Raw genomic sequence first — 18,082 nt, forward strand, 5'->3', positions numbered from 1 at the left:
TGGGAAATGTTAACCAACGAGAATTGTTCGCGATTGTGGCAGAGGTGGGAATGGTTAGCAATTGGCCACCGGTCGGGTTGTCGGGCGACAACCCGGGGCTCAGAACGAATGCGTGTGCTGGCGGCGCTTCCACTGGCTCAGGCGTTGTTGCAGATTCAATGGGCTGTGAATCTGCTGCTGGCGTGCCCGGCTGAACAGAATCAACGCCAGTTCCGCCGTAGCCAGTGCGTCGGCGCTGGCGTGGTGACGCTCGAACACTTCGAGCTTGAACCAGTTGATCCACTCATCCAGACCTGCCTCGCGAATGTGAGCCTGCGGGCAAACCAGCGGTGCAATGTCGGCGACATCCAGAAATACCTGCTGCAACTTGTGGCCCAAATGCTCCTTCACCGCCCGGCCCAGCATGTGCTGATCGAACGGCGCATGAAACGCCAACACCGGACTGTCGCCGATAAACTCCAGCAGTTCGAGCAATGCCTCGGCCGGTTCGCTGCCTGCTGCAATCGCATTCGGGCCCAGCCCATGAATCAATACGCTGGGACCGAGTTTGAGTTCACGACATTGCAGCGTTCGTTCGAACTGCTGGCTGAAATCGATGGCGCCGTCTTCGATTACCGCCGCGCCAATCGACAGCACCCGGTCCTTGTTCAGGTTGAGCCCGGTGGTTTCCAGATCCAGCACGACCCAGCGCTGTTCGCGCAGGCTGCACTCGCTCAGTTCGCGGACCGCGGGCAGTTGCGCCAGGCGTTGTCGCAGATCGTCCGGCAGAACGGGGCTGGCCGGACGCAGCCAGGAGAACAGACTCATAGCTGATACCGCAGGGTCAGGCTGCTTTGCAGGCGTTGGGCCTGGCGCAGGGATTCACGCAGGATGCGCCGGTCCAGATGATTGAGGCTGTCCGGATCGACCCGGTTCGAATACGGCAGGTTTTCCCGGGTCTGCAGTTGATGCTGTTGCATCCGTGTCTGCTGGATGAAGTGATAGGCCTCTTCGTAAGCGGCGCCATCCAGTCGCTCGATGACTTCTTTATCGACCAACTGGCGGAAACGTTCGAGGGTGTTGTTGGCATCGATGCCGTTGGCCAGTGCCAGCAGGCGTGCGCCATCGACAAACGGCGTCAGGCCCTGAATCTTCAGGTCCAGCGTGGCTTTCTCGCCGTTCTTTTTCGTCAGCACAAATTCACGGAAACGCCCCACTGGCGGACGGTTGCGCAGGGCGTTCTCGGCCATCATGCGCTGGAACAAACGATTGTCGCCGACCTGATCGAGAATCCCCCGACGCAATTGCTCGCAACCCTGTTCATCGCCCCAGACCACCCGCAGGTCGAAATAAATGCTGGAGCCCAACAGGTTTTCCGGCGTCACCTCGCGGATGAACGCGGCAAAACGCCGGGCCCATTCTGCACGGGACAAACACAGCTGCGGATTGCCGGCCATGACGTTGCCCTTGCACAGGGTGAAGCCGCATTGCGCCAGGCTGTTATTGATCTGCTGGGCGATGGGCAGCAACTTGCCGCGAATCTCGGCGGCATGGGCCGCATCCCGGGCTTCGAACAGAATGCCGTTGTCCTGATCGGTGTGCAGGGTCTGCTCGCGCCGGCCTTCGCTGCCGAAGCACAGCCAACTGAACGGCACGCCGGGGTCGCCTTTCTCGGCGAGGGTCAGCTCGATCACCCGGCACACGGTGTGATCGTTGAGCAGGGTGATGATGTGAGTGATCTGTGTCGAAGAGGCGCCGTGAGCGAGCATGCGCTCCACCAGTTGGCCGATCTCGCCGCGCAGGGTCACCAGTTGTTCAACCCGCTGGGCACTGCGGATGGTCCGCGCCAGGTGCACCAGATCGACCCGTTGCAGCGAGAACAGATCCCGTTCGGAAACCACGCCGCACAATCGCTGATCCTTGACCAGGCAGACGTGGGCGATGTGCCGTTCGGTCATGGCAATCGCTGCGTCGAAGGCGCTGTGATCCGGCGACAGATAGAACGGCGAGGGCGTCATGTGGCGTTCGATCGGTTCGTTGAAGTCGCCGACGCCTTCCGCCACCACATGCCGCAGGTCACGCAGGGTGAAAATCCCCAGCGGCGCCTTGTGTTCATCCACCGCGACGATGCTGCCGACCTGTTGTTCGTGCATCAGCTTCACCGCTTCACGCAACGGTGTGGTCGGACTACAGATCACCGGATGACGCATGGCCAATTCGCCGAGGCGGGTGTTCAGCGAATACTGGGTGCCGAGGGTTTCCACGGCTTTTTGCTGGACCTGCTGGTTGACCTGATCGAGCAGGCTGCTGACCCCGCGCAGGGCGAAGTCGCGGAAGGTGTTGGAGAGGGCGAACAGCTTGATGAACGCCAGTTTGTTCAGTTGCAGGCAGAAGGTGTCTTCGCCGGCCAGGTGTTCGGTGCGGGTCGCCCGTTCGCCAAGCAGCGCGGCGAGGGGGAAACACTCGCCGGTAGTGATTTCAAACGTGGTTTCGGTGCCGCCCTTGGCCGTGTGCGGACGCTCGCCGACCACCCGACCCTGCTTGACGATGTAGAAGTGTTCAACCGGCCCGTCGGCGGGTTTGATGATGCTCTCGCCCTGACCGTAGAAACGCAACTGGCATTGTTCCACCAGATAGGCGAGGTGGGCGTGTTCCATCTGATTGAAAGGGGGGAAGCGCTGGAGGAATTGCAATGTGCCCTGAATGTTCTGCAACACCGCGGTTTTCCCTGCCTGGGTGAAGGCGTCCGCTTTACTCATAACCATTACCGCAGTCTTTTTCGAATTGTTGTTATTGGATCGTTGCAGCCATGGTCGACCCCGGCGCGCAGGGTGCCCATTGGACGTAAGTCTAGGTTTGGCATGCCGTTGGGTAGTTTTCGGATATGCCCTACACAAACAGTCGGAAATTCTCGGGTTCGCCCCTTGGAAAAAAATCCGACGAAGTGCACATTGAAGCTCTGCCCAGCGATGTCTGACCACTGTGCCAGGGGATCGATTTTGAAAACGTAGAGAACGCCATGTCCGACCACGATATTTTGAGCGACGCCGAGCGGGAAGCGCTCAGCGCCGTCATGCTGGAACCCGACCTGCCGCCGCAGCGGGTACTGATCGTTGATGACGACAAGGACGCCCGCGAGCTGCTGTCGGAGATCCTGGCCCTTGATGGCATTCGTTGCATGACGGCGGCCAGCGGCGAGTCCGCGCTGAAGATGATCGAGGAAAAGCCTTCGATCGGCCTGGTGATCACCGATCTGCGGATGGGCCATGTCGACGGGCTGGACCTGATTCGTCAGGTGCGAGAGTCGGCGCGGGCCGCGATGCCGATCATCATTGTGTCGGGTGATGCCGACGTGAAGGATGCGATTGCGGCGATGCATTTGAGCGTGGTGGATTTTCTGCTCAAGCCGATTGATACCGCCAAATTGCTTGGACTGGTCAGGCATGAGTTGGGGATTGAGTAGTAGTTACCTTCTGTCTGAATTCATCGCGGACTGTCAGATCTGACAGTAGGCGAGCTTGGGTCGGAGCGTGTTCACTGATTTTGGAGCGCTGGTGTTAGGCCAGAGCATCATCTTGTGAACAGGAATTCATCATGAATCAATCAAAAAAAAGTGCAGACGGACCCAGTGCCAGCGTTAGTTACGTCTTAGAAAATTTAACTGACTCGTTTGAAACGACAAAGGTTTCCGGGACGACGAGTAGAGTCATCATTTCGGCTGGAGGCTCACGAACCGAAAACATTGCGCTGCATTTTAAATCAGGCCAATTGGACCCAGGCACACGGACTCTCAATTTGGCTGATGTTGAGCGCGTTGTATTTTCACCGAAGCCTCTGGTGGAATATGCCGACACTCCATCAGGCAACATAAAGGTGACTGTGACGTTGGTTGGAGATGAATATTACTTGTTTGAAGGGACGGTCACGGATGGCAAAGTCAGCAACGCAGGTAAAACGATCCTGTTCTCCGCGACATATGAATGTAGATTTCCCGAGGCTTAAAAAAAGCCCTGATCGAAAGATCAGGGCTTTTTCATGTCCGGCATTCGCGCAGGTTACAGGCCGTTGGCAGCTTTGAACTCGCGACGGCGACGGTGCAGGACCGGCTCGGTGTAGCCGTTCGGCTGCTTGGTGCCTTCGATCACCAGTTCGACCGCCGCCTGGAAGGCGATGTTGCTGTCGAAGTTCGGTGCCAGCGGACGGTACAGCGGGTCGTTGGCGTTCTGACGGTCCACCACCGGCGCCATGCGCTTGAGGCTTTCCATCACTTGCGCTTCGGTCACGATGCCGTGGCGCAGCCAGTTGGCGATGTGCTGGCTGGAGATACGCAGCGTTGCACGGTCTTCCATCAGGCCGACGTCGTTGATGTCCGGCACTTTCGAGCAACCCACGCCCTGATCGATCCAGCGCACCACGTAACCGAGAATGCCCTGGGCGTTGTTGTCCAGTTCGTTCTTGATCTGCTCCGGCGTCCAGTTCGGGTTGACCGCCAGCGGAATGGTCAGGATGTCATCGACCGAAGCACGGGCACGTTTGGCCAGCTCGGCCTGACGGGCGAACACGTCGACCTTGTGGTAGTGCAGCGCGTGCAGTGCAGCGGCGGTCGGCGATGGAACCCAGGCAGTATTGGCGCCGGCCAGTGGGTGAGCGATTTTCTGTTCCAGCATTGCTGCCATCAGATCAGGCATTGCCCACATGCCTTTACCGATTTGCGCACGACCCTGCAGGCCGGTGCTCAGACCGATATCGACGTTCCAGTTCTCGTAGGCGCCAATCCACTTCTCGGCCTTCATGTCAGCCTTGCGCACCATCGGGCCGGCTTCCATGGAGGTGTGGATTTCGTCGCCGGTGCGGTCGAGGAAGCCGGTGTTGATGAACACCACGCGCTCGCTGGCCGCCTGGATGCAGGCCTTGAGGTTGACCGTGGTACGGCGTTCCTCGTCCATGATCCCGACTTTCAGGGTGTTGCGCTTGAGGCCCAGCACGTCTTCGATGCGACCGAACAGCTCGTTGGTGAACGCCGCTTCTTCCGGGCCGTGCATCTTCGGTTTGACGATGTAGACCGAACCGGTGCGGGTGTTCTTGCGCGAAGTGTTGCCGCTCAGGTTGTGCATCGCCGCGAGGCAAGTCACCAGACCGTCGAGGATGCCTTCCGGCACTTCGTTGCCGTGCTTGTCGAGGATCGCGTCGATGGTCATCAGGTGACCGACGTTACGCACGAACAGCAGCGAGCGACCGTGCAAGGTCAGTTCGCTACCATCGACCTTGGTGTAGGTGCGGTCCGGGTTCATGGTGCGGGTGAAGGTCTGGCCACCCTTGGAAACGGATTCCGCCAGGTCGCCCTTCATCAGGCCCAGCCAGTTGCGGTAGATCACAACCTTGTCGTCGGCATCGACGGCGGCCACGGAGTCTTCGCAGTCCATGATGGTGGTCAGTGCCGCTTCCATCAGGATGTCTTTGACGCCGGCGGCGTCAGTCTGGCCGACCGGGGTGCTGGCGTCGATCTGGATTTCGAAATGCAGACCGTTGTTCTTCAGCAGGATCGCGATCGGCGCATTGGCGTCGCCCTGGAAACCGATCAGTTGCGCATCATTGCGCAGGCCGCTGTTGCTGCCGCCCTTGAGGGTGACGACCAATTTGCCGTCAGCGATCTTGTAGCCGGTGGAATCGACGTGGGAGCCGGCCGCCAGTGGCGCCGCTTCGTCGAGGAATGCACGGGCGAAGGCGATGACTTTGTCGCCACGCACCTTGTTGTAGCCTTTGCCTTTTTCCGCGCCGCCGGCTTCGCTGATGGCGTCGGTGCCATACAGGGCGTCGTACAGCGAACCCCAGCGGGCGTTCGAGGCGTTGAGGGCGAAGCGGGCGTTCATCACCGGAACCACGAGTTGCGGGCCGGCGGTACGGGCGATTTCGTCATCGACGTTTTGCGTCGTTGCCTGGAAATCAGCCGCTTCTGGCAGCAGATAACCGATCTCTTGCAGGAAGGCTTTGTAGGCCACGGCGTCGTGCGGCTGACCGGCACGGGTCTGGTGCCAGCCATCGATACGGGCCTGGAAGTCATCGCGTTTGGCGAGTAGGGCTTTGTTCTTCGGCGCCAGGTCGTGAATGACCTTGTCGGCACCTTCCCAGAATTTGTCGGCGGTGAGGCCGGTACCGGGAATGGCTTCGTTGTTCACGAAGTCGAACAGGACTTTGGCGACCTGCAGGCCACCGACTTGAACGTGTTCAGTCATTGCTTGCCTCACTCTGCTCAGCTATTTCGCTTTTCAGCTCTTCAATTTAACAATGAAGCCTCTGGCCATTTAAACCACAAACCCCTCGACCAGTACATGCCATCGCTGGCGGCTGGGCTGGGACCAATCAACGGCTTGGGGGCCTTGCTGACGGGGCTTTCAGGGTTGCGAACGTGCCTTGGGCAGACATCGATCCAACGTTATGTAGTGCGCGCTGCGGCATACTACATGATGACTTGCGGTTGTGAAAATCAGACTAATTACGTCGTTCTGCGACCCCATGACGCATTGCGGTCACGGCGCGGAACGGGATGTTCTCAAAAAACCAATGGATTGTTCCAGCTAAATATCAAAAGTTGTACACATAAATACTATGTGTCTGCTATGGCCCCTCGTTTGCCGTCATCACGGCAGCGCCGGCCGGCTTGCCTATACTTGCTTTTCTATAACAAAAGTCATGACAAGAGGGCTGCGCCATGGATCACCTCGTACTCACCGTCTTCGCGCCGGACAAGCCCGGGCAGGTCGAGCGCATCGCCCAATGCATCGCCGAGCACGGCGGCAACTGGCTGGAAAGCCGCATGTCGCGAATGGCCGGGCAGTTCGCCGGGATCCTGCGGGTCGGTGTGCCGGCGGAGGCTTACGATGAATTAGTCGATGCCCTACAAGCTTTGTCGACTCAGGGGATTCGCGTGCTGGTGGCCGAAAGCGGTATCGAGCAGGCGTGCACCTGGAAGCCGATTGCCATGGAACTGGTGGGGAATGATCGTCCGGGCATCGTGCGCGACATCACCCGGTTGTTGAGCGAGCAGGGCGTGAACCTCGAACGACTGGTAACCGAGGTGCGCCCGGCACCGATGAGCAGCGAGCCGCTGTTCCACGCCGAGGCGATTCTGGCGGTACCGCTGACTCTTTCACTGGACGTGCTGCAATCGCGCCTGGAAACCCTGGCCGATGACTTGATGGTGGAGTTGGTGCTGCGCACCGACTTGTGAGGACGGATCGGGTTATCCAGTTTAAACGTGCACCTGCCTGTGGATAACCTGTAGAGACTGCCTTCCAGGCCACGTCCGCCGTGGCTTGGCGATGATTGATCAAAAAACCGCCAGCATTCAGTGACTTGCGCACAAACGGCGGGGATCACGCTGTGGATAACCTTGGGAAGGAACGATGCAGGCCACGAGAACCGTGGCCTGTGGAGGTTTGTGTATTTTTTGATCAGCTGCGCCGACGCAGACTTATCCACGCATCGACGCTGTACACCGCCAGACCGGCCCAGATAAACATGAAGGCGATCAGTGTGCTCGACGACAAATGCTCACCGAACAGGAGCACGGCTTGCAGCAACACCAGGGTCGGCGCCAGGTATTGCAGGAAACCGAGCGTGGTGTAAGGCAGATGCCGCGCGGCGGCGTTGAAGCACACCAGCGGCACCAGCGTCACCGGACCGGCCGCCACCAGCCACCAGGCTTCGGAGGTGGTCCAGAACGCGGCCTGTGCACTGGTGGCGGTCGGATTGAACAGCAGCCACGCGAGGGCGATCGGCACCAGCATCCAGGTTTCCACCACCAGCCCCGGCAGTGCCTTGACCGGCGCCTGCTTGCGGATCAGCCCGTAGAAACCGAAGGTCAGTGCCAGCACCAGCGACACCCACGGCAGACTGCCGACCTGCCACACCTGCTGCGCCACGCCGACCGCCGCCAGACCAACCGCCAGCCACTGCATGCGCCGCAGGCGTTCGCCGAGGATCAGCATGCCCAGCAGCACGTTCACCAGTGGGTTGATGTAGTAACCCAGACTCGCTTCCAGCATCCGGCCGTTGTTCACCGACCAGACGTAGGTCAACCAGTTGGCCGCGATCAAGGTGCCGCTCAGCGCGAGAATCGCCAGGCGTTTCGGGTTGTCGCGCAGCTCCTGCCACCAGCCCGGATGTTTCCAGACCATCAGCAACAGCGCGCCGAACAGCGCCGACCACAACACCCGGTGGATGATGATCTCCACCGCCGGTACTTCGGCGATGGCTTTGAAGTAGAGCGGGAACAGTCCCCAGATGATGTAGGCGCTAAGGCCCAGAATGTACCCGCGACGCGGGTTGGCGGCTTGCATGCAGAATCCTTGCTTAGGCAGCTAACAAAGCAGCGATTGTACGGGCAGTTGTATAGACGTGTCGTGTCAGAAAAGCTTCAACGGCTCTTCATTCAACGCCGCCAGTTGTTCACGCAACGCCAGTACCTGATCACCCCAATACCGCTCGCTGCCGAACCACGGAAAACTGCGAGGAAACGCCGGATCGTCCCAGCGTCGGGCCAGCCAGGCGCTGTAGTGCATCAGGCGCAGGGCGCGCAGCGGTTCGATCAATGCCAGCTCGCGCGGGTCGAAATCGTGGAATTCGTTGTAGCCGTCCATCAATTCCGACAGCTGCCCGAGACAATCCTGACGGTCGCCGGCGAGCATCATCCAGATGTCCTGTACCGCCGGGCCCATGCGGCAGTCGTCGAGGTCGACGATGTGGAACATCTCGTCGCGGCACATCATGTTGCCGGGGTGGCAGTCGCCGTGCATGCGAATGTTCTGGTGCGGCGTGGCGGCATAGACATCTTCCACACGCTTGAGCAGGTCGCGGGCGACGGACTCGTAGGCCGGCAGCAGGCTTTTCGGAATGAAGTTGCCTTCCAGCAAAGTGGTCAGCGACGCATGGCCGAAGTTCTGCACAGCCAGCGCTTCGCGGTGTTCGAACGGTTTGGTTTCGCCGACCGCGTGCATGCGTCCCAGCAACTGGCCGAGACGATACAACTGATCGAGATTGCCCGGCTCCGGCGCCCGGCCACCGCGACGGGGAAACAGGGTGAAACGGAAACCGGCGTGTTCGTGCAGGGTCTGGCCGTTGTGGACCAGTGGCGCGACCACCGGGATCTCGACGTCGGCCAGTTCGAAGGTGAACTGGTGTTCTTCGAGAATCGCTTCGTTGGTCCAGCGCTGCGGGCGATAGAACTTGGCGATCAGCGGTTCGGAGTCTTCGATGCCGACCTGATAGACGCGGTTTTCGTAACTGTTGAGCGCCAGGATGCGCGCGTCGCTCAGAAAACCGATGCTTTCGACGGCATCGAGCACGAGGTCTGGGGTGAGGGTTTCAAACGGGTGGGCCATGCTGACTCCTGCGCGCGGCAGGCTGCCGCGTCCGGCCCAGCATGGTAGCGCAGACGCGCTGTCTTGAGTGGGATCGTTCCCGTGCAGGGCACGGGAACGATCAGCGCGTCGCCGAATCAGGCGCCGACGATCCCGCCATCCTCACGGGTAATCGCCATCACCGAAGAGCGCGGCTTGCCGTTCGGCAAATGCTCGGGGAAGGTCGAGCCGCCGTTCTCGCCCGGATGCTGAATCCCTACAAACAGGGTTTTCTGGTCCGGCGAGAAACTGATCCCGGTGACTTCGCAACCGATCGGCCCGACCATGAACCGGCGAATCTCACCGGTCTTGGGATCGGCGCAGAGCATCTGGTTGTTGCCCATCCCGGCAAAGTCCCCGGCGTTGCTCGAATCGCCGTCGGTGAGAATCCACAGTCGGCCAGCCTTGTCGAAACCGAGGCCGTCCGGGCTGTTGAACATGTTCTGCGGGGTGATATTCGACGAGCCGCCCTTCGGCGTGCCGGCGTGTACGCCCGGGTTGCCGGCCACCACGAACAGATCCCAGCCGAAGGTCTTCGAACCGTGATCGTCGCGGTCGGTACGCCAGCGCAGAATCTGCCCGTAGACGTTCTTCTCGCGCGGGTTCGGGCCGCCCACCGGTTGACCGTCTTCGCCGCGCTTGGCGTTGTTGGTCAGGGTGCAATAAACCTGGCCGTCCTTCGGGCTGACCACGATCCATTCCGGGCGGTCCATGCGCGTGGCGCCGACCACACTGGCGGCGAGTCGCGCGTGAATCAGCACTTCAGCCTGATCGGCAAAACCGCTGCTGGCGTCGATGCCGTTCTTGCCGTAGGTCAGTTCGATCCACTGGCCCTGGCCTTTCGGGTGGTCGGGGTTGCCGTCGCCGGCGTCGAACTTAGCCACGTACAGGGTGCCGTGATCGAGGATGTCGCGGTTGGCCTTGGCGTTGCGGTGGTTGATGCGGTCGCGGCTGACGAACTTGTAGATGAACTCGCCGCGTTCGTCGTCGCCCATGTACACCACGGCGCGACCGTCGTCGGTCTCGGCCAGGGCAGCGTTTTCATGTTTGAAGCGACCGAGGGCTGTGCGTTTGACCGGGGTCGATTGCGGGTCGAACGGGTCGATTTCCACCACCCAGCCGTGACGGTTGAGCTCGTTCGGGTTCTTTGCCATGTCGAAGCGCGGATCGAACGGATGCCAGTTGATCTCGCGGCTGGCGGCAGTCACGCCGTAGCGTTTCTGCGCCGGGTCGAATTGCTGCTGGGCGTTGCTGCTGCCGAAGCAGTCGGTGAAGTTCTCTTCGCAGGTCAGATAAGTGCCCCACGGGGTTTTGCCGTTGGCGCAGTTCTGGAAGGTGCCGAGGACTTTCTTGCCGTGCTTGTCGGCGCTGGTTTTCATCAGCTCGTGGCCGGCTGCCGGGCCGCTGATGCGCAGCGGCGAGTTGCCGTGGATGCGTCGGTTGTAGCGTGAACCCTGAACGAACTGCCACTGACCGTTCTTGCGCGCCACTTCGATCACCGACACACCCTCGCAGGCCAGGGCCTTGCGCACGTCTTCCGCCGACTGCGGCAGGCCGCCGTGGGGGTAGAGGTAGCGGTAGTTGGTGTATTCGTTGTTGATCGCCATCAGCGCGCGATTCTTGTCGTCCGGGAAGGCGAACAGGCTCATGCCGTCGTTGTTGTCACCGAACTGCACTTCCTGTGCGGCTGCGGTGCCGTTGCCGCTCGGGTCGAAGGCCGGGCCGTTCTTGTGCAGGGGCTGACCCCAACTGATCAGCACCGACGACTTGTAGCCCTTGGGCAGGCTGATGACGTCGGTGGTGGCGGCCGGAATGCTGTCGAAGCCCAGCAGGCGGCTGTTGCCGGCGCTGACACCGGTGGCCAGGGCGCTGCGGCTCAACAGACTGCCACCAAGAAACATCGCCGCGCCGCACAGTGCGCCGGCACCGATGAAACCGCGACGGCTCATGCCGACCATTTTTTCCAGGTCAGTGGATTGGTTTTCTTCTAATAGGCTCACATCAGGCTCCCTGCTTGGTTTTGGCAGCCACCTTAATGAGAGGCGATGAAGCTTTTGTTGCAGGGATCCGGGCTAGAGCGGTGTGCCGATCAGCACATTGGACGGCGAGAACTGCACTTGTACCGGCTGGTCGACGTTCAGTTTGTGGGTGCGCAGGTGCAGCGGCTCAGCCAGGGCGCAGAGTGTCTGGCCATTGGGCAGGGCGATGCGCACTTCGCTGGGGCCGTCCTCGGCGTCGAGAATCGCTTCGAGGGTGCCCTCGAGAAGATTGTGACCAGATGTTGCAGCTTGCCCGTTGCCCAGCAATTCAAGCCAGCCAGCCTTGATCAATGCCACCACTTCGGTGCCCGGTTGCAGCTCCAGATGCACGGTGCTGTCGTGGGTGATTTGCGCATCGATGCACAGGCCTTCGGCCAGTTCGAGGCGGATCAGGTCATTGCGGCCCTGATGCTCGATGCTGACGACCTTGCCGTGCAATTGGTTGCGGGCGCTGGTCCGGAGCATCAAGCGACCGAGCAGATCCAGATCGCTGGCGTCTTCGGCGGCTTCCAGCACCTGAGCCTGCAAGGCTTGCAGCTTTTGATAAAGACGCAGCACCCGTTCGCCTTCGCTGGACAGTTTCGCACCACCGCCGCCCTTGCCGCCGACAGCCCGTTCGACCAAGGGTTTCTGCGCCAGATTGTTCAACTCATCGATGGCGTCCCACGCCGCCTTGTAACTCAGGCCCGCGCTTTTCGCGGCGCGGGTGATCGAGCCCTGTTCGGCGATGTGTTGCAGCAGGGCGATGCGCTGCGGGCGGCGGACGATGTGCTGGGACAACAGGGAAGGCAAGGACATGTCGGGTGCTTTGTGCTGGGTTGATGGAGGAGGAAGTTGGCCGCTTGGCGCGTATGAGTCAAGCCGCGTCGCCAGGTTTCGGTGTTCGGGCCAGGCAGTAGACGTCGACCCGCGCGGCGCCAGCGTCCACCAGCAGCCGGGCCAGTGCCTGGGCGGTGGCACCGGTGGTCAGCACATCATCGACCAACGCCAGATGCCGACCTTGTACATGAGCGTCTGGCAAAAGATCAAAGGCGTTGCGCAGATTGCGTTTGCGCGCCTTGGCGTCGAGTGCCTGCTGGGCACTGGTGTCCTGGATACGGCGCAGGGCATTTTCTTCACAGGGCAGATCCAGTTGCTTGCCGAGCCACCGCGCCAGCATGGCTGCCTGATTGAATCCGCGCTGCCGCAGGCGTTTGTTCGCCAATGGCACTGGCAACAAGGCGTCCGGGCGAGGCAGGCCCTCGTCGAAGCGATGTTGCAGGAATTGCCCGAGAACCTCGCCCAACAGGCGGCCAAACGGCCATTTTGCGTTGTGCTTGAAACGGGTGATCAAGCTGTCCACCGGGAAGCCGTAGGGCCAGGGCGCTACTACCTGCTCAAAGGCGGGCGGATCTTTCAGGCAGCCGCCGCATGTCAGGCCCGCTGCGGGCAGGGGCAATGCGCAGGTCATGCATTGATCGCCAAGCCAGGGCAGGTCGGTTTCACAGGCTACGCAGAGCGGCGTTTCAGTTTCCGCCGGCTCATCGCAAATCAAACAGCGATGGTTATTATTTAACCAGATGTAAACCGGCCTATCTTGATGTGGTTGACAGTGCATGGCTCTTCCTTAAATATGCCGAACATCCGTGTCGTGCCTGTGGGTATTCCGTTTCCCCAGGCGCAAGCCAAGCATAACCAAGGAATCGCCCATGAGCGCCAGCACCACTGCCACCCTGCGTCACGACTGGTCTTTGGCCGAAGTCAAAGCACTCTTCGTTCAGCCATTCAACGACTTGCTGTTCCAGGCGCAGACGGTGCACCGCGCGCATTTCGACGCCAACCGCGTCCAGGTTTCCACCCTGCTGTCGATCAAGACCGGCGCCTGCCCGGAAGATTGCAAATATTGTCCGCAGTCCGGTCACTACAACACCGGCCTGGAAAAAGAAAAGCTGATGGAAGTGCAGAAAGTCCTCGAAGAGGCTGCCCGCGCCAAGGCCATCGGCTCGACCCGTTTCTGCATGGGCGCGGCGTGGAAGCATCCGTCGGCCAAGGACATGCCCTACGTGTTGAAGATGGTCGAAGGCGTGAAAGCCATGGGCCTGGAAACCTGCATGACCCTCGGCCGTCTCGATCAGGACCAGACTGAAGCGCTGGCCAAGGCCGGCCTCGACTACTACAACCACAACCTCGACACCTCGCCGGAGTTCTACGGCAGCATCATCACCACTCGCACCTACAGCGAGCGTCTGCAGACCCTGGCCTACGTGCGCGATGCCGGCATGAAAATCTGTTCCGGCGGCATTCTCGGCATGGGCGAGTCTCTCGATGACCGCGCAAACCTGCTGATCCAGCTGGCCAACCTGCCGGAGCACCCGGAATCGGTGCCGATCAACATGCTGGTGAAAGTCGCCGGCACGCCGCTGGAAAACGCCGACGATGTCGATCCGTTCGACTTCATCCGCATGCTCGCCGTGGCGCGCATCCTCATGCCGCAATCCCACGTGCGCCTGTCCGCCGGTCGCGAGGCGATGAACGAGCAGATGCAGGCCCTGGCGTTCTTCGCCGGCGCCAACTCGATTTTCTACGGCGACAAACTGCTGACCACCGCCAACCCGCAGGCCGACAAGGACATGCAGCTGTTTGCGCGTCTGGGCATTCAGCCGGAAGCCCGTGAAGAACATGCCGACGAAGTGCATCAGGCTGCCATCGAGCAGGCGCTGGTGGAGCAGAAGAGCAGCGAGCAGTTCTACAACGCGGCGGTCTGATCGCCCGTTCTTTCAGGCGCTGCCTCGGGCGGCGCCTGCTGATTCATTTGCCACCCGTGAGGCTTGCATGTCTTTCGATCTCGCCGCACGCCTTGCTGCCCGTCGTGCCGAAAATCTCTATCGCCAGCGACCGCTGCTTGAAAGCCCTCAGGGGCCGCAAGTGGTGGTCGACGGTCAGCCGTTGCTGGCGTTCTGCAACAACGATTACCTGGGCCTGGCCAATCATCCCCAAGTGATCGAAGCCTGGCGTGCCGGTGCTTCGAAGTGGGGCGTTGGCGGCGGTGCTTCGCATCTGGTGATCGGCCACAGCGGCCCGCATCATGAGTTGGAGGAAGTCTTGGCCGACCTTACCGGACGGCCACGTGCGCTGTTGTTCACCACCGGCTACATGGCCAACCTCGGCGCGGTCACGGCGCTGGTCGGGCAGGGCGACACGGTGCTGGAAGACCGGCTCAATCATGCGTCGTTGCTGGACGCCGGATTGTTGTCCGGTGCGCGCTTCAATCGCTATCTGCACAACGACGCCGACAGCCTGGCCAAACGTCTGGAGAAAGCCACCGGCAATACGCTGGTGGTCACCGACGGTGTGTTCAGCATGGACGGCGATCTCGCCGACCTGCCGGCGCTGGCCCGAGAGGCCAAGGCCAAAGGCGCTTGGTTGATGGTCGATGACGCCCACGGTTTCGGTCCGCTGGGCGCGAACGGTGGCGGGATCGTCGAGCATTTCGGCTTGAGCCAGGAGGATGTGCCGGTGCTGGTTGGCACTCTTGGCAAAGCGTTCGGCACGGCGGGCGCGTTTGTCGCTGGCAGTGAAGAACTGATTGAAAGTCTGATTCAGTTTGCCCGTCCCTACATCTACACCACCAGCCAGCCGCCGGCGCTGGCCTGCGCGACCCTTAAAAGCCTGGAGCTGCTACGCAGCGAGCACTGGCGCCGCGAGCATTTGCAGACGCTGATCCGCCAGTTCCGCCGTGGCGCCGAACAGATCGGTCTGGAGCTGATGGACAGCTTCACGCCGATCCAGCCGATCATGATTGGCGATGCCGGCCGCGCCGTGCGTTTGTCGCAGATGCTGCGCGAGCGAGGGCTGATGGTCACCGCGATCCGTCCGCCGACCGTGCCGGCCGGCAGTGCGCGGCTGCGGGTCACCTTGACCGCCGCCCACAGTGAGGCGCAGGTGCAACTATTGTTAGAAGGACTGGCCGATTGCTTTGCCCAACTCAAGTCGGAGCCAAGCCATGCGTGATCGACTGATTCTGCTCCCCGGCTGGGGCCTCGGGGTTTCCCCGCTGGAGCCGTTGGCGGCGGCGCTGCGTGGGCTCGACGAACACCTGACGGTGGAAATCGAACCGTTGCCGGAGCTGGAATCCAGTGATCCTGCAGACTGGCTCGACGAACTCGATGAGCGCATTCCCCAGGATGTCTGGCTCGGTGGCTGGTCGCTGGGCGGCATGCTGGCTTCTGAGCTGGCGGCGCGGCGTGGCGAACATTGCTGCGGCTTGCTGACGCTGGCGAGCAATCCTTCTTTTGTCGCCCATGAGCAATGGCCGAGCGCGATGCCGGCGGAAACCTTCGATGCATTTCTGGCCGGTTGCAGTGCTGACCCGCGCCAGACCCTCAAACGTTTTTCTCTGCTGTGTGCTCAAGGTGCGCAAGACCCGCGCGGCGTGTCGCGGCTGTTGCTCGGCGGCGCGCCGAACACTTCACCGGCGGCGCTGATGGCGGGTCTGGAGTTGTTGGCGCAGATCGATACGCGCAATGCCTTGCAGGTGTTTCGAGGTCCGCAATTGCATCTGTTTGCCGGGCTGGACGGGCTGGTGCCGGCGGAGGCTGCGGGCGAGTTGTTCGCGTTGCTGGCGGATGTCGAGGTCGGGCTGATCGAGCAGGCCAGCCATGCGTTTCTTCTGGAGGACCCCCACGGTGTGGCCGGTGCGATCCAGGCGTTTTTAAGTGAGTGTGGTGATGACTGATTTGTCTCTTGCTGCGCTGCCCGGCGGCTTGCCTGACAAGCGCCAGGTCGCGGCTTCCTTTTCCCGTGCAGCGGCCAGCTACGACAGCGTCGCCGAGTTGCAGCGTGATGTTGGTACGCAGTTGCTGAATCGCTTGCCGGAGGACTTTCTGCCGCCGCGCTGGCTGGATCTCGGCTGCGGCACCGGTTATTTCACTCGGGCGCTGGCCGATCGTTTTGCGGGTAACGAAGGGCTGGCGCTGGACATCGCCGAAGGCATGCTCAATCACGCCCGGCCGTTGGGCGGGGCCACACACTTTATTGCCGGCGATGCCGAACGTTTGCCGTTGCAGGATTCGACCTGCGATCTGATCTTTTCCAGCCTCGCCGTGCAGTGGTGCGCAGACTTCGAAGCGGTGCTCGGCGAAGCCTTCCGGGTGCTCAAACCAGGTGGGATTTTCGCGTTTGCTAGTCTTTGTGTAGGGACGCTGTACGAATTGCGCGACAGCTGGCGTCAGGTCGATGGCCTGGTGCATGTCAACCGCTTCCGCGAGTTCGCCCGGTACGAACAATTGTGCGCGGCCAGTGGTCTGCGCACGGTCAGTCTGGAGAATCAGCCGCATGTGCTGCATTACCCGGATGTGCGCAGCCTGACACACGAACTCAAGGCGCTGGGCGCGCATAACCTGAACCCCGGTCGACCGGGTGGATTGACCGGGCGCGCTCGGATTCTGGGTCTGGTCGAGGCTTACGAGCAGTTCCGTCAACCTGCGGGACTGCCGGCGACCTATCAGGTGGTCTACGCCGTGTTGGAGAAACCCTTATGAGCGCAGCCTATTTCATCACCGGAACCGACACTGACGTCGGCAAGACCACCGTTGCTGCCGGGTTGCTGCATGCCGCCAGATCGGCAGGGTTGAGTACGGCGGCGGGCAAACCGGTGGCGTCCGGTTGTGTCGTGACGCCCAGAGGCCTGCGCAATTCCGATGCCTTGGCGCTGCAGGCCGAGTGTTCTTTGCCGCTGACTTATCAACAGGTCAATCCGGTAGCGTTCGAGCCGGCGATCGCACCGCATCTGGCGGCGCGAGAGGCAGGCGTGGCGCTGACCGTGCAATCACTGCTGGCGCCGATGCGCGAGATTCTGGCCATGAACGCCGACTTCACTTTGATCGAAGGCGCGGGCGGCTGGCGGGTGCCGTTGGCGGATCAGGACAATCTTTCGGACCTGGCCATTGCGTTGCAGTTGCCGGTGATTCTGGTGGTGGGCGTTCGTCTGGGGTGCATCAGTCATGCATTGCTGACTGCTGAAGCGATTGCCCGTGACGGGCTGCAACTGGCCGGTTGGGTGGCGAACATCATTGATCCGAAGACATCGCGACTGGAGGAAAACCTCGCGACACTTGCCGAGCGGATTCCGGCGCCGTGCCTGGGGCGGGTGCCGAAACTCAAGGCCATCAGCGCCGAGGCGGTCGCCGAGCATTTGCAACTGGATCTGCTCGACTGATTTTGGCTATGACAAGGCACTGTGCCATTAGTGTTTTTGACGGGTGTTTTTCTGACGCCTCTGGTTCAATGACAGCCATTGATCCTTCCCAAGGATGAGAGCTCCCATGGAAATCTCCGGAAACACAGCTTTTTATGCAGGTCTGAGCACCATTCAGACCGGGCAAAACCGCGTCGATCAGGCCGCCAGCCAGATCGCCAACAACACCATCGAGCGTTCGGTCACCAGCCAGTCTTCCGAGGCCCAGATCGATCGCCTGCGCGGTATCGATCGCAGCCAGCAAATGGATCCGGGCAGCGCTATGGCCGAGATGGCCCAGGGCAAGTTTCAAGTGGAGCTGGGCACGAAAGTCGCCAAGGCTTCCGATGAAATGCTCGGTACGATCATCGATACGTTCGCCTGATTTTCTGATATCCGCTGAGCCAGACGCCGCGACTGTTCGCGGCGTTTTTCGTTGTAAGTCCTTCTCC

17 protein-coding genes are annotated in these 18,082 nt (G+C 61.1%); 9 read left to right on the forward strand and 8 right to left on the reverse strand.

Features of this window, described 5'->3' with window-relative positions; all coding sequences use genetic code 11:
• Nucleotides 1–99 precede the first annotated feature (99 nt).
• Complete coding sequence (locus tag M5B44_RS17725; protein WP_248740012.1) at nt 100–807, reverse strand: PolC-type DNA polymerase III; 708 nt, start codon at nt 805–807, stop codon at nt 100–102.
• Complete coding sequence (locus M5B44_RS17730) at nt 804–2,744, reverse strand: putative nucleotidyltransferase substrate binding domain-containing protein (RefSeq protein ID WP_248740013.1); 1,941 nt, start codon at nt 2,742–2,744, stop codon at nt 804–806. The genes M5B44_RS17725 and M5B44_RS17730 overlap by 4 nt, the downstream gene beginning before the upstream one ends.
• Nucleotides 2,745–2,998: 254 nt before the next feature.
• Between M5B44_RS17730 and M5B44_RS17735 the strand changes: the two genes are divergently transcribed.
• Complete coding sequence (locus tag M5B44_RS17735; RefSeq protein WP_248740014.1) at nt 2,999–3,442, forward strand: response regulator; 444 nt, start codon at nt 2,999–3,001, stop codon at nt 3,440–3,442.
• Nucleotides 3,443–3,573: 131 nt separating this feature from the next.
• Nucleotides 3,574–3,981 (forward strand): hypothetical protein, encoded by a 408-nt coding sequence (locus tag M5B44_RS17740; protein WP_248740015.1) that lies wholly within the window; start codon nt 3,574–3,576, stop codon nt 3,979–3,981.
• Between the two features lie 53 nt (nt 3,982–4,034).
• On the opposite strand, the gene M5B44_RS17745 is transcribed toward M5B44_RS17740, so the two are convergent.
• Nucleotides 4,035–6,212, reverse strand: a complete 2,178-nt coding sequence (locus M5B44_RS17745; protein WP_085709182.1) for a malate synthase G — start codon at nt 6,210–6,212, stop codon at nt 4,035–4,037.
• Nucleotides 6,213–6,688: 476 nt separating this feature from the next.
• Here M5B44_RS17745 and M5B44_RS17750 point away from each other — a divergent pair, with 476 nt between their 5' ends.
• Complete coding sequence (locus M5B44_RS17750; RefSeq protein WP_085731674.1) at nt 6,689–7,207, forward strand: glycine cleavage system protein R; 519 nt, start codon at nt 6,689–6,691, stop codon at nt 7,205–7,207.
• Between the two features lie 223 nt (nt 7,208–7,430).
• On the opposite strand, the gene rarD is transcribed toward M5B44_RS17750, so the two are convergent.
• The 5 genes from rarD to M5B44_RS17775 form a co-directional block, all read right to left on the reverse strand.
• A complete protein-coding gene (gene rarD / locus M5B44_RS17755; RefSeq protein WP_248740016.1) occupies nt 7,431–8,318 on the reverse strand; it encodes an EamA family transporter RarD in 888 nt (295 codons plus the stop codon).
• A gap of 66 nt (nt 8,319–8,384) precedes the next feature.
• Nucleotides 8,385–9,359: a serine/threonine protein kinase gene (locus M5B44_RS17760; protein WP_134828323.1), complete on the reverse strand. Its 975-nt coding sequence runs from the start codon at nt 9,357–9,359 to the stop codon at nt 8,385–8,387.
• 116 nt (nt 9,360–9,475) lie between these two features.
• Entirely contained in the window at nt 9,476–11,377 is a 1,902-nt protein-coding gene (locus M5B44_RS17765; protein WP_248740017.1) for a PhoX family protein, read from the reverse strand.
• 72 nt (nt 11,378–11,449) lie between these two features.
• Nucleotides 11,450–12,214 carry a TOBE domain-containing protein gene (locus tag M5B44_RS17770; protein WP_248740018.1) on the reverse strand — a complete coding sequence of 255 codons (765 nt, stop codon included), beginning with the start codon at nt 12,212–12,214 and terminating at the stop codon, nt 11,450–11,452.
• A 58-nt stretch (nt 12,215–12,272) separates the two neighbouring features.
• A complete protein-coding gene (locus tag M5B44_RS17775; protein ID WP_248740019.1) occupies nt 12,273–13,013 on the reverse strand; it encodes a ComF family protein in 741 nt (246 codons plus the stop codon).
• A gap of 91 nt (nt 13,014–13,104) precedes the next feature.
• Between M5B44_RS17775 and bioB the strand changes: the two genes are divergently transcribed.
• The 6 genes from bioB to M5B44_RS17805 all read left to right on the forward strand — a co-directional run bounded on the left by bioB (nt 13,105) and on the right by M5B44_RS17805 (nt 18,015).
• On the forward strand, nt 13,105–14,160 hold the full coding sequence (bioB, locus tag M5B44_RS17780) for a biotin synthase BioB (RefSeq protein ID WP_085731680.1): 1,056 nt from the start codon (nt 13,105–13,107) through the stop codon (nt 14,158–14,160).
• A 67-nt stretch (nt 14,161–14,227) separates the two neighbouring features.
• On the forward strand, nt 14,228–15,406 hold the full coding sequence (gene bioF / locus M5B44_RS17785; protein ID WP_248740020.1) for an 8-amino-7-oxononanoate synthase: 1,179 nt from the start codon (nt 14,228–14,230) through the stop codon (nt 15,404–15,406).
• Entirely contained in the window at nt 15,399–16,130 is a 732-nt protein-coding gene (locus M5B44_RS17790; RefSeq protein WP_134828319.1) for an alpha/beta fold hydrolase, read from the forward strand. Before bioF ends, M5B44_RS17790 begins: the two co-directional genes overlap by 8 nt.
• Nucleotides 16,123–16,935 (forward strand): malonyl-ACP O-methyltransferase BioC, encoded by an 813-nt coding sequence (gene bioC / locus M5B44_RS17795; protein WP_248740021.1) that lies wholly within the window; start codon nt 16,123–16,125, stop codon nt 16,933–16,935. The genes M5B44_RS17790 and bioC overlap by 8 nt, the downstream gene beginning before the upstream one ends.
• Entirely contained in the window at nt 16,932–17,612 is a 681-nt protein-coding gene (bioD, locus tag M5B44_RS17800; protein WP_248740022.1) for a dethiobiotin synthase, read from the forward strand. The genes bioC and bioD overlap by 4 nt, the downstream gene beginning before the upstream one ends.
• Nucleotides 17,613–17,718: 106 nt before the next feature.
• Nucleotides 17,719–18,015, forward strand: a complete 297-nt coding sequence (locus M5B44_RS17805; protein WP_085709192.1) for a pyrroloquinoline quinone biosynthesis protein PqqE — start codon at nt 17,719–17,721, stop codon at nt 18,013–18,015.
• Nucleotides 18,016–18,082 lie beyond the last annotated feature (67 nt).

The sequence above is a fragment of the Pseudomonas sp. MWU12-2029 genome (genome assembly GCF_023242425.1).
Lineage (GTDB): Bacteria > Pseudomonadota > Gammaproteobacteria > Pseudomonadales > Pseudomonadaceae > Aquipseudomonas > Aquipseudomonas kribbensis.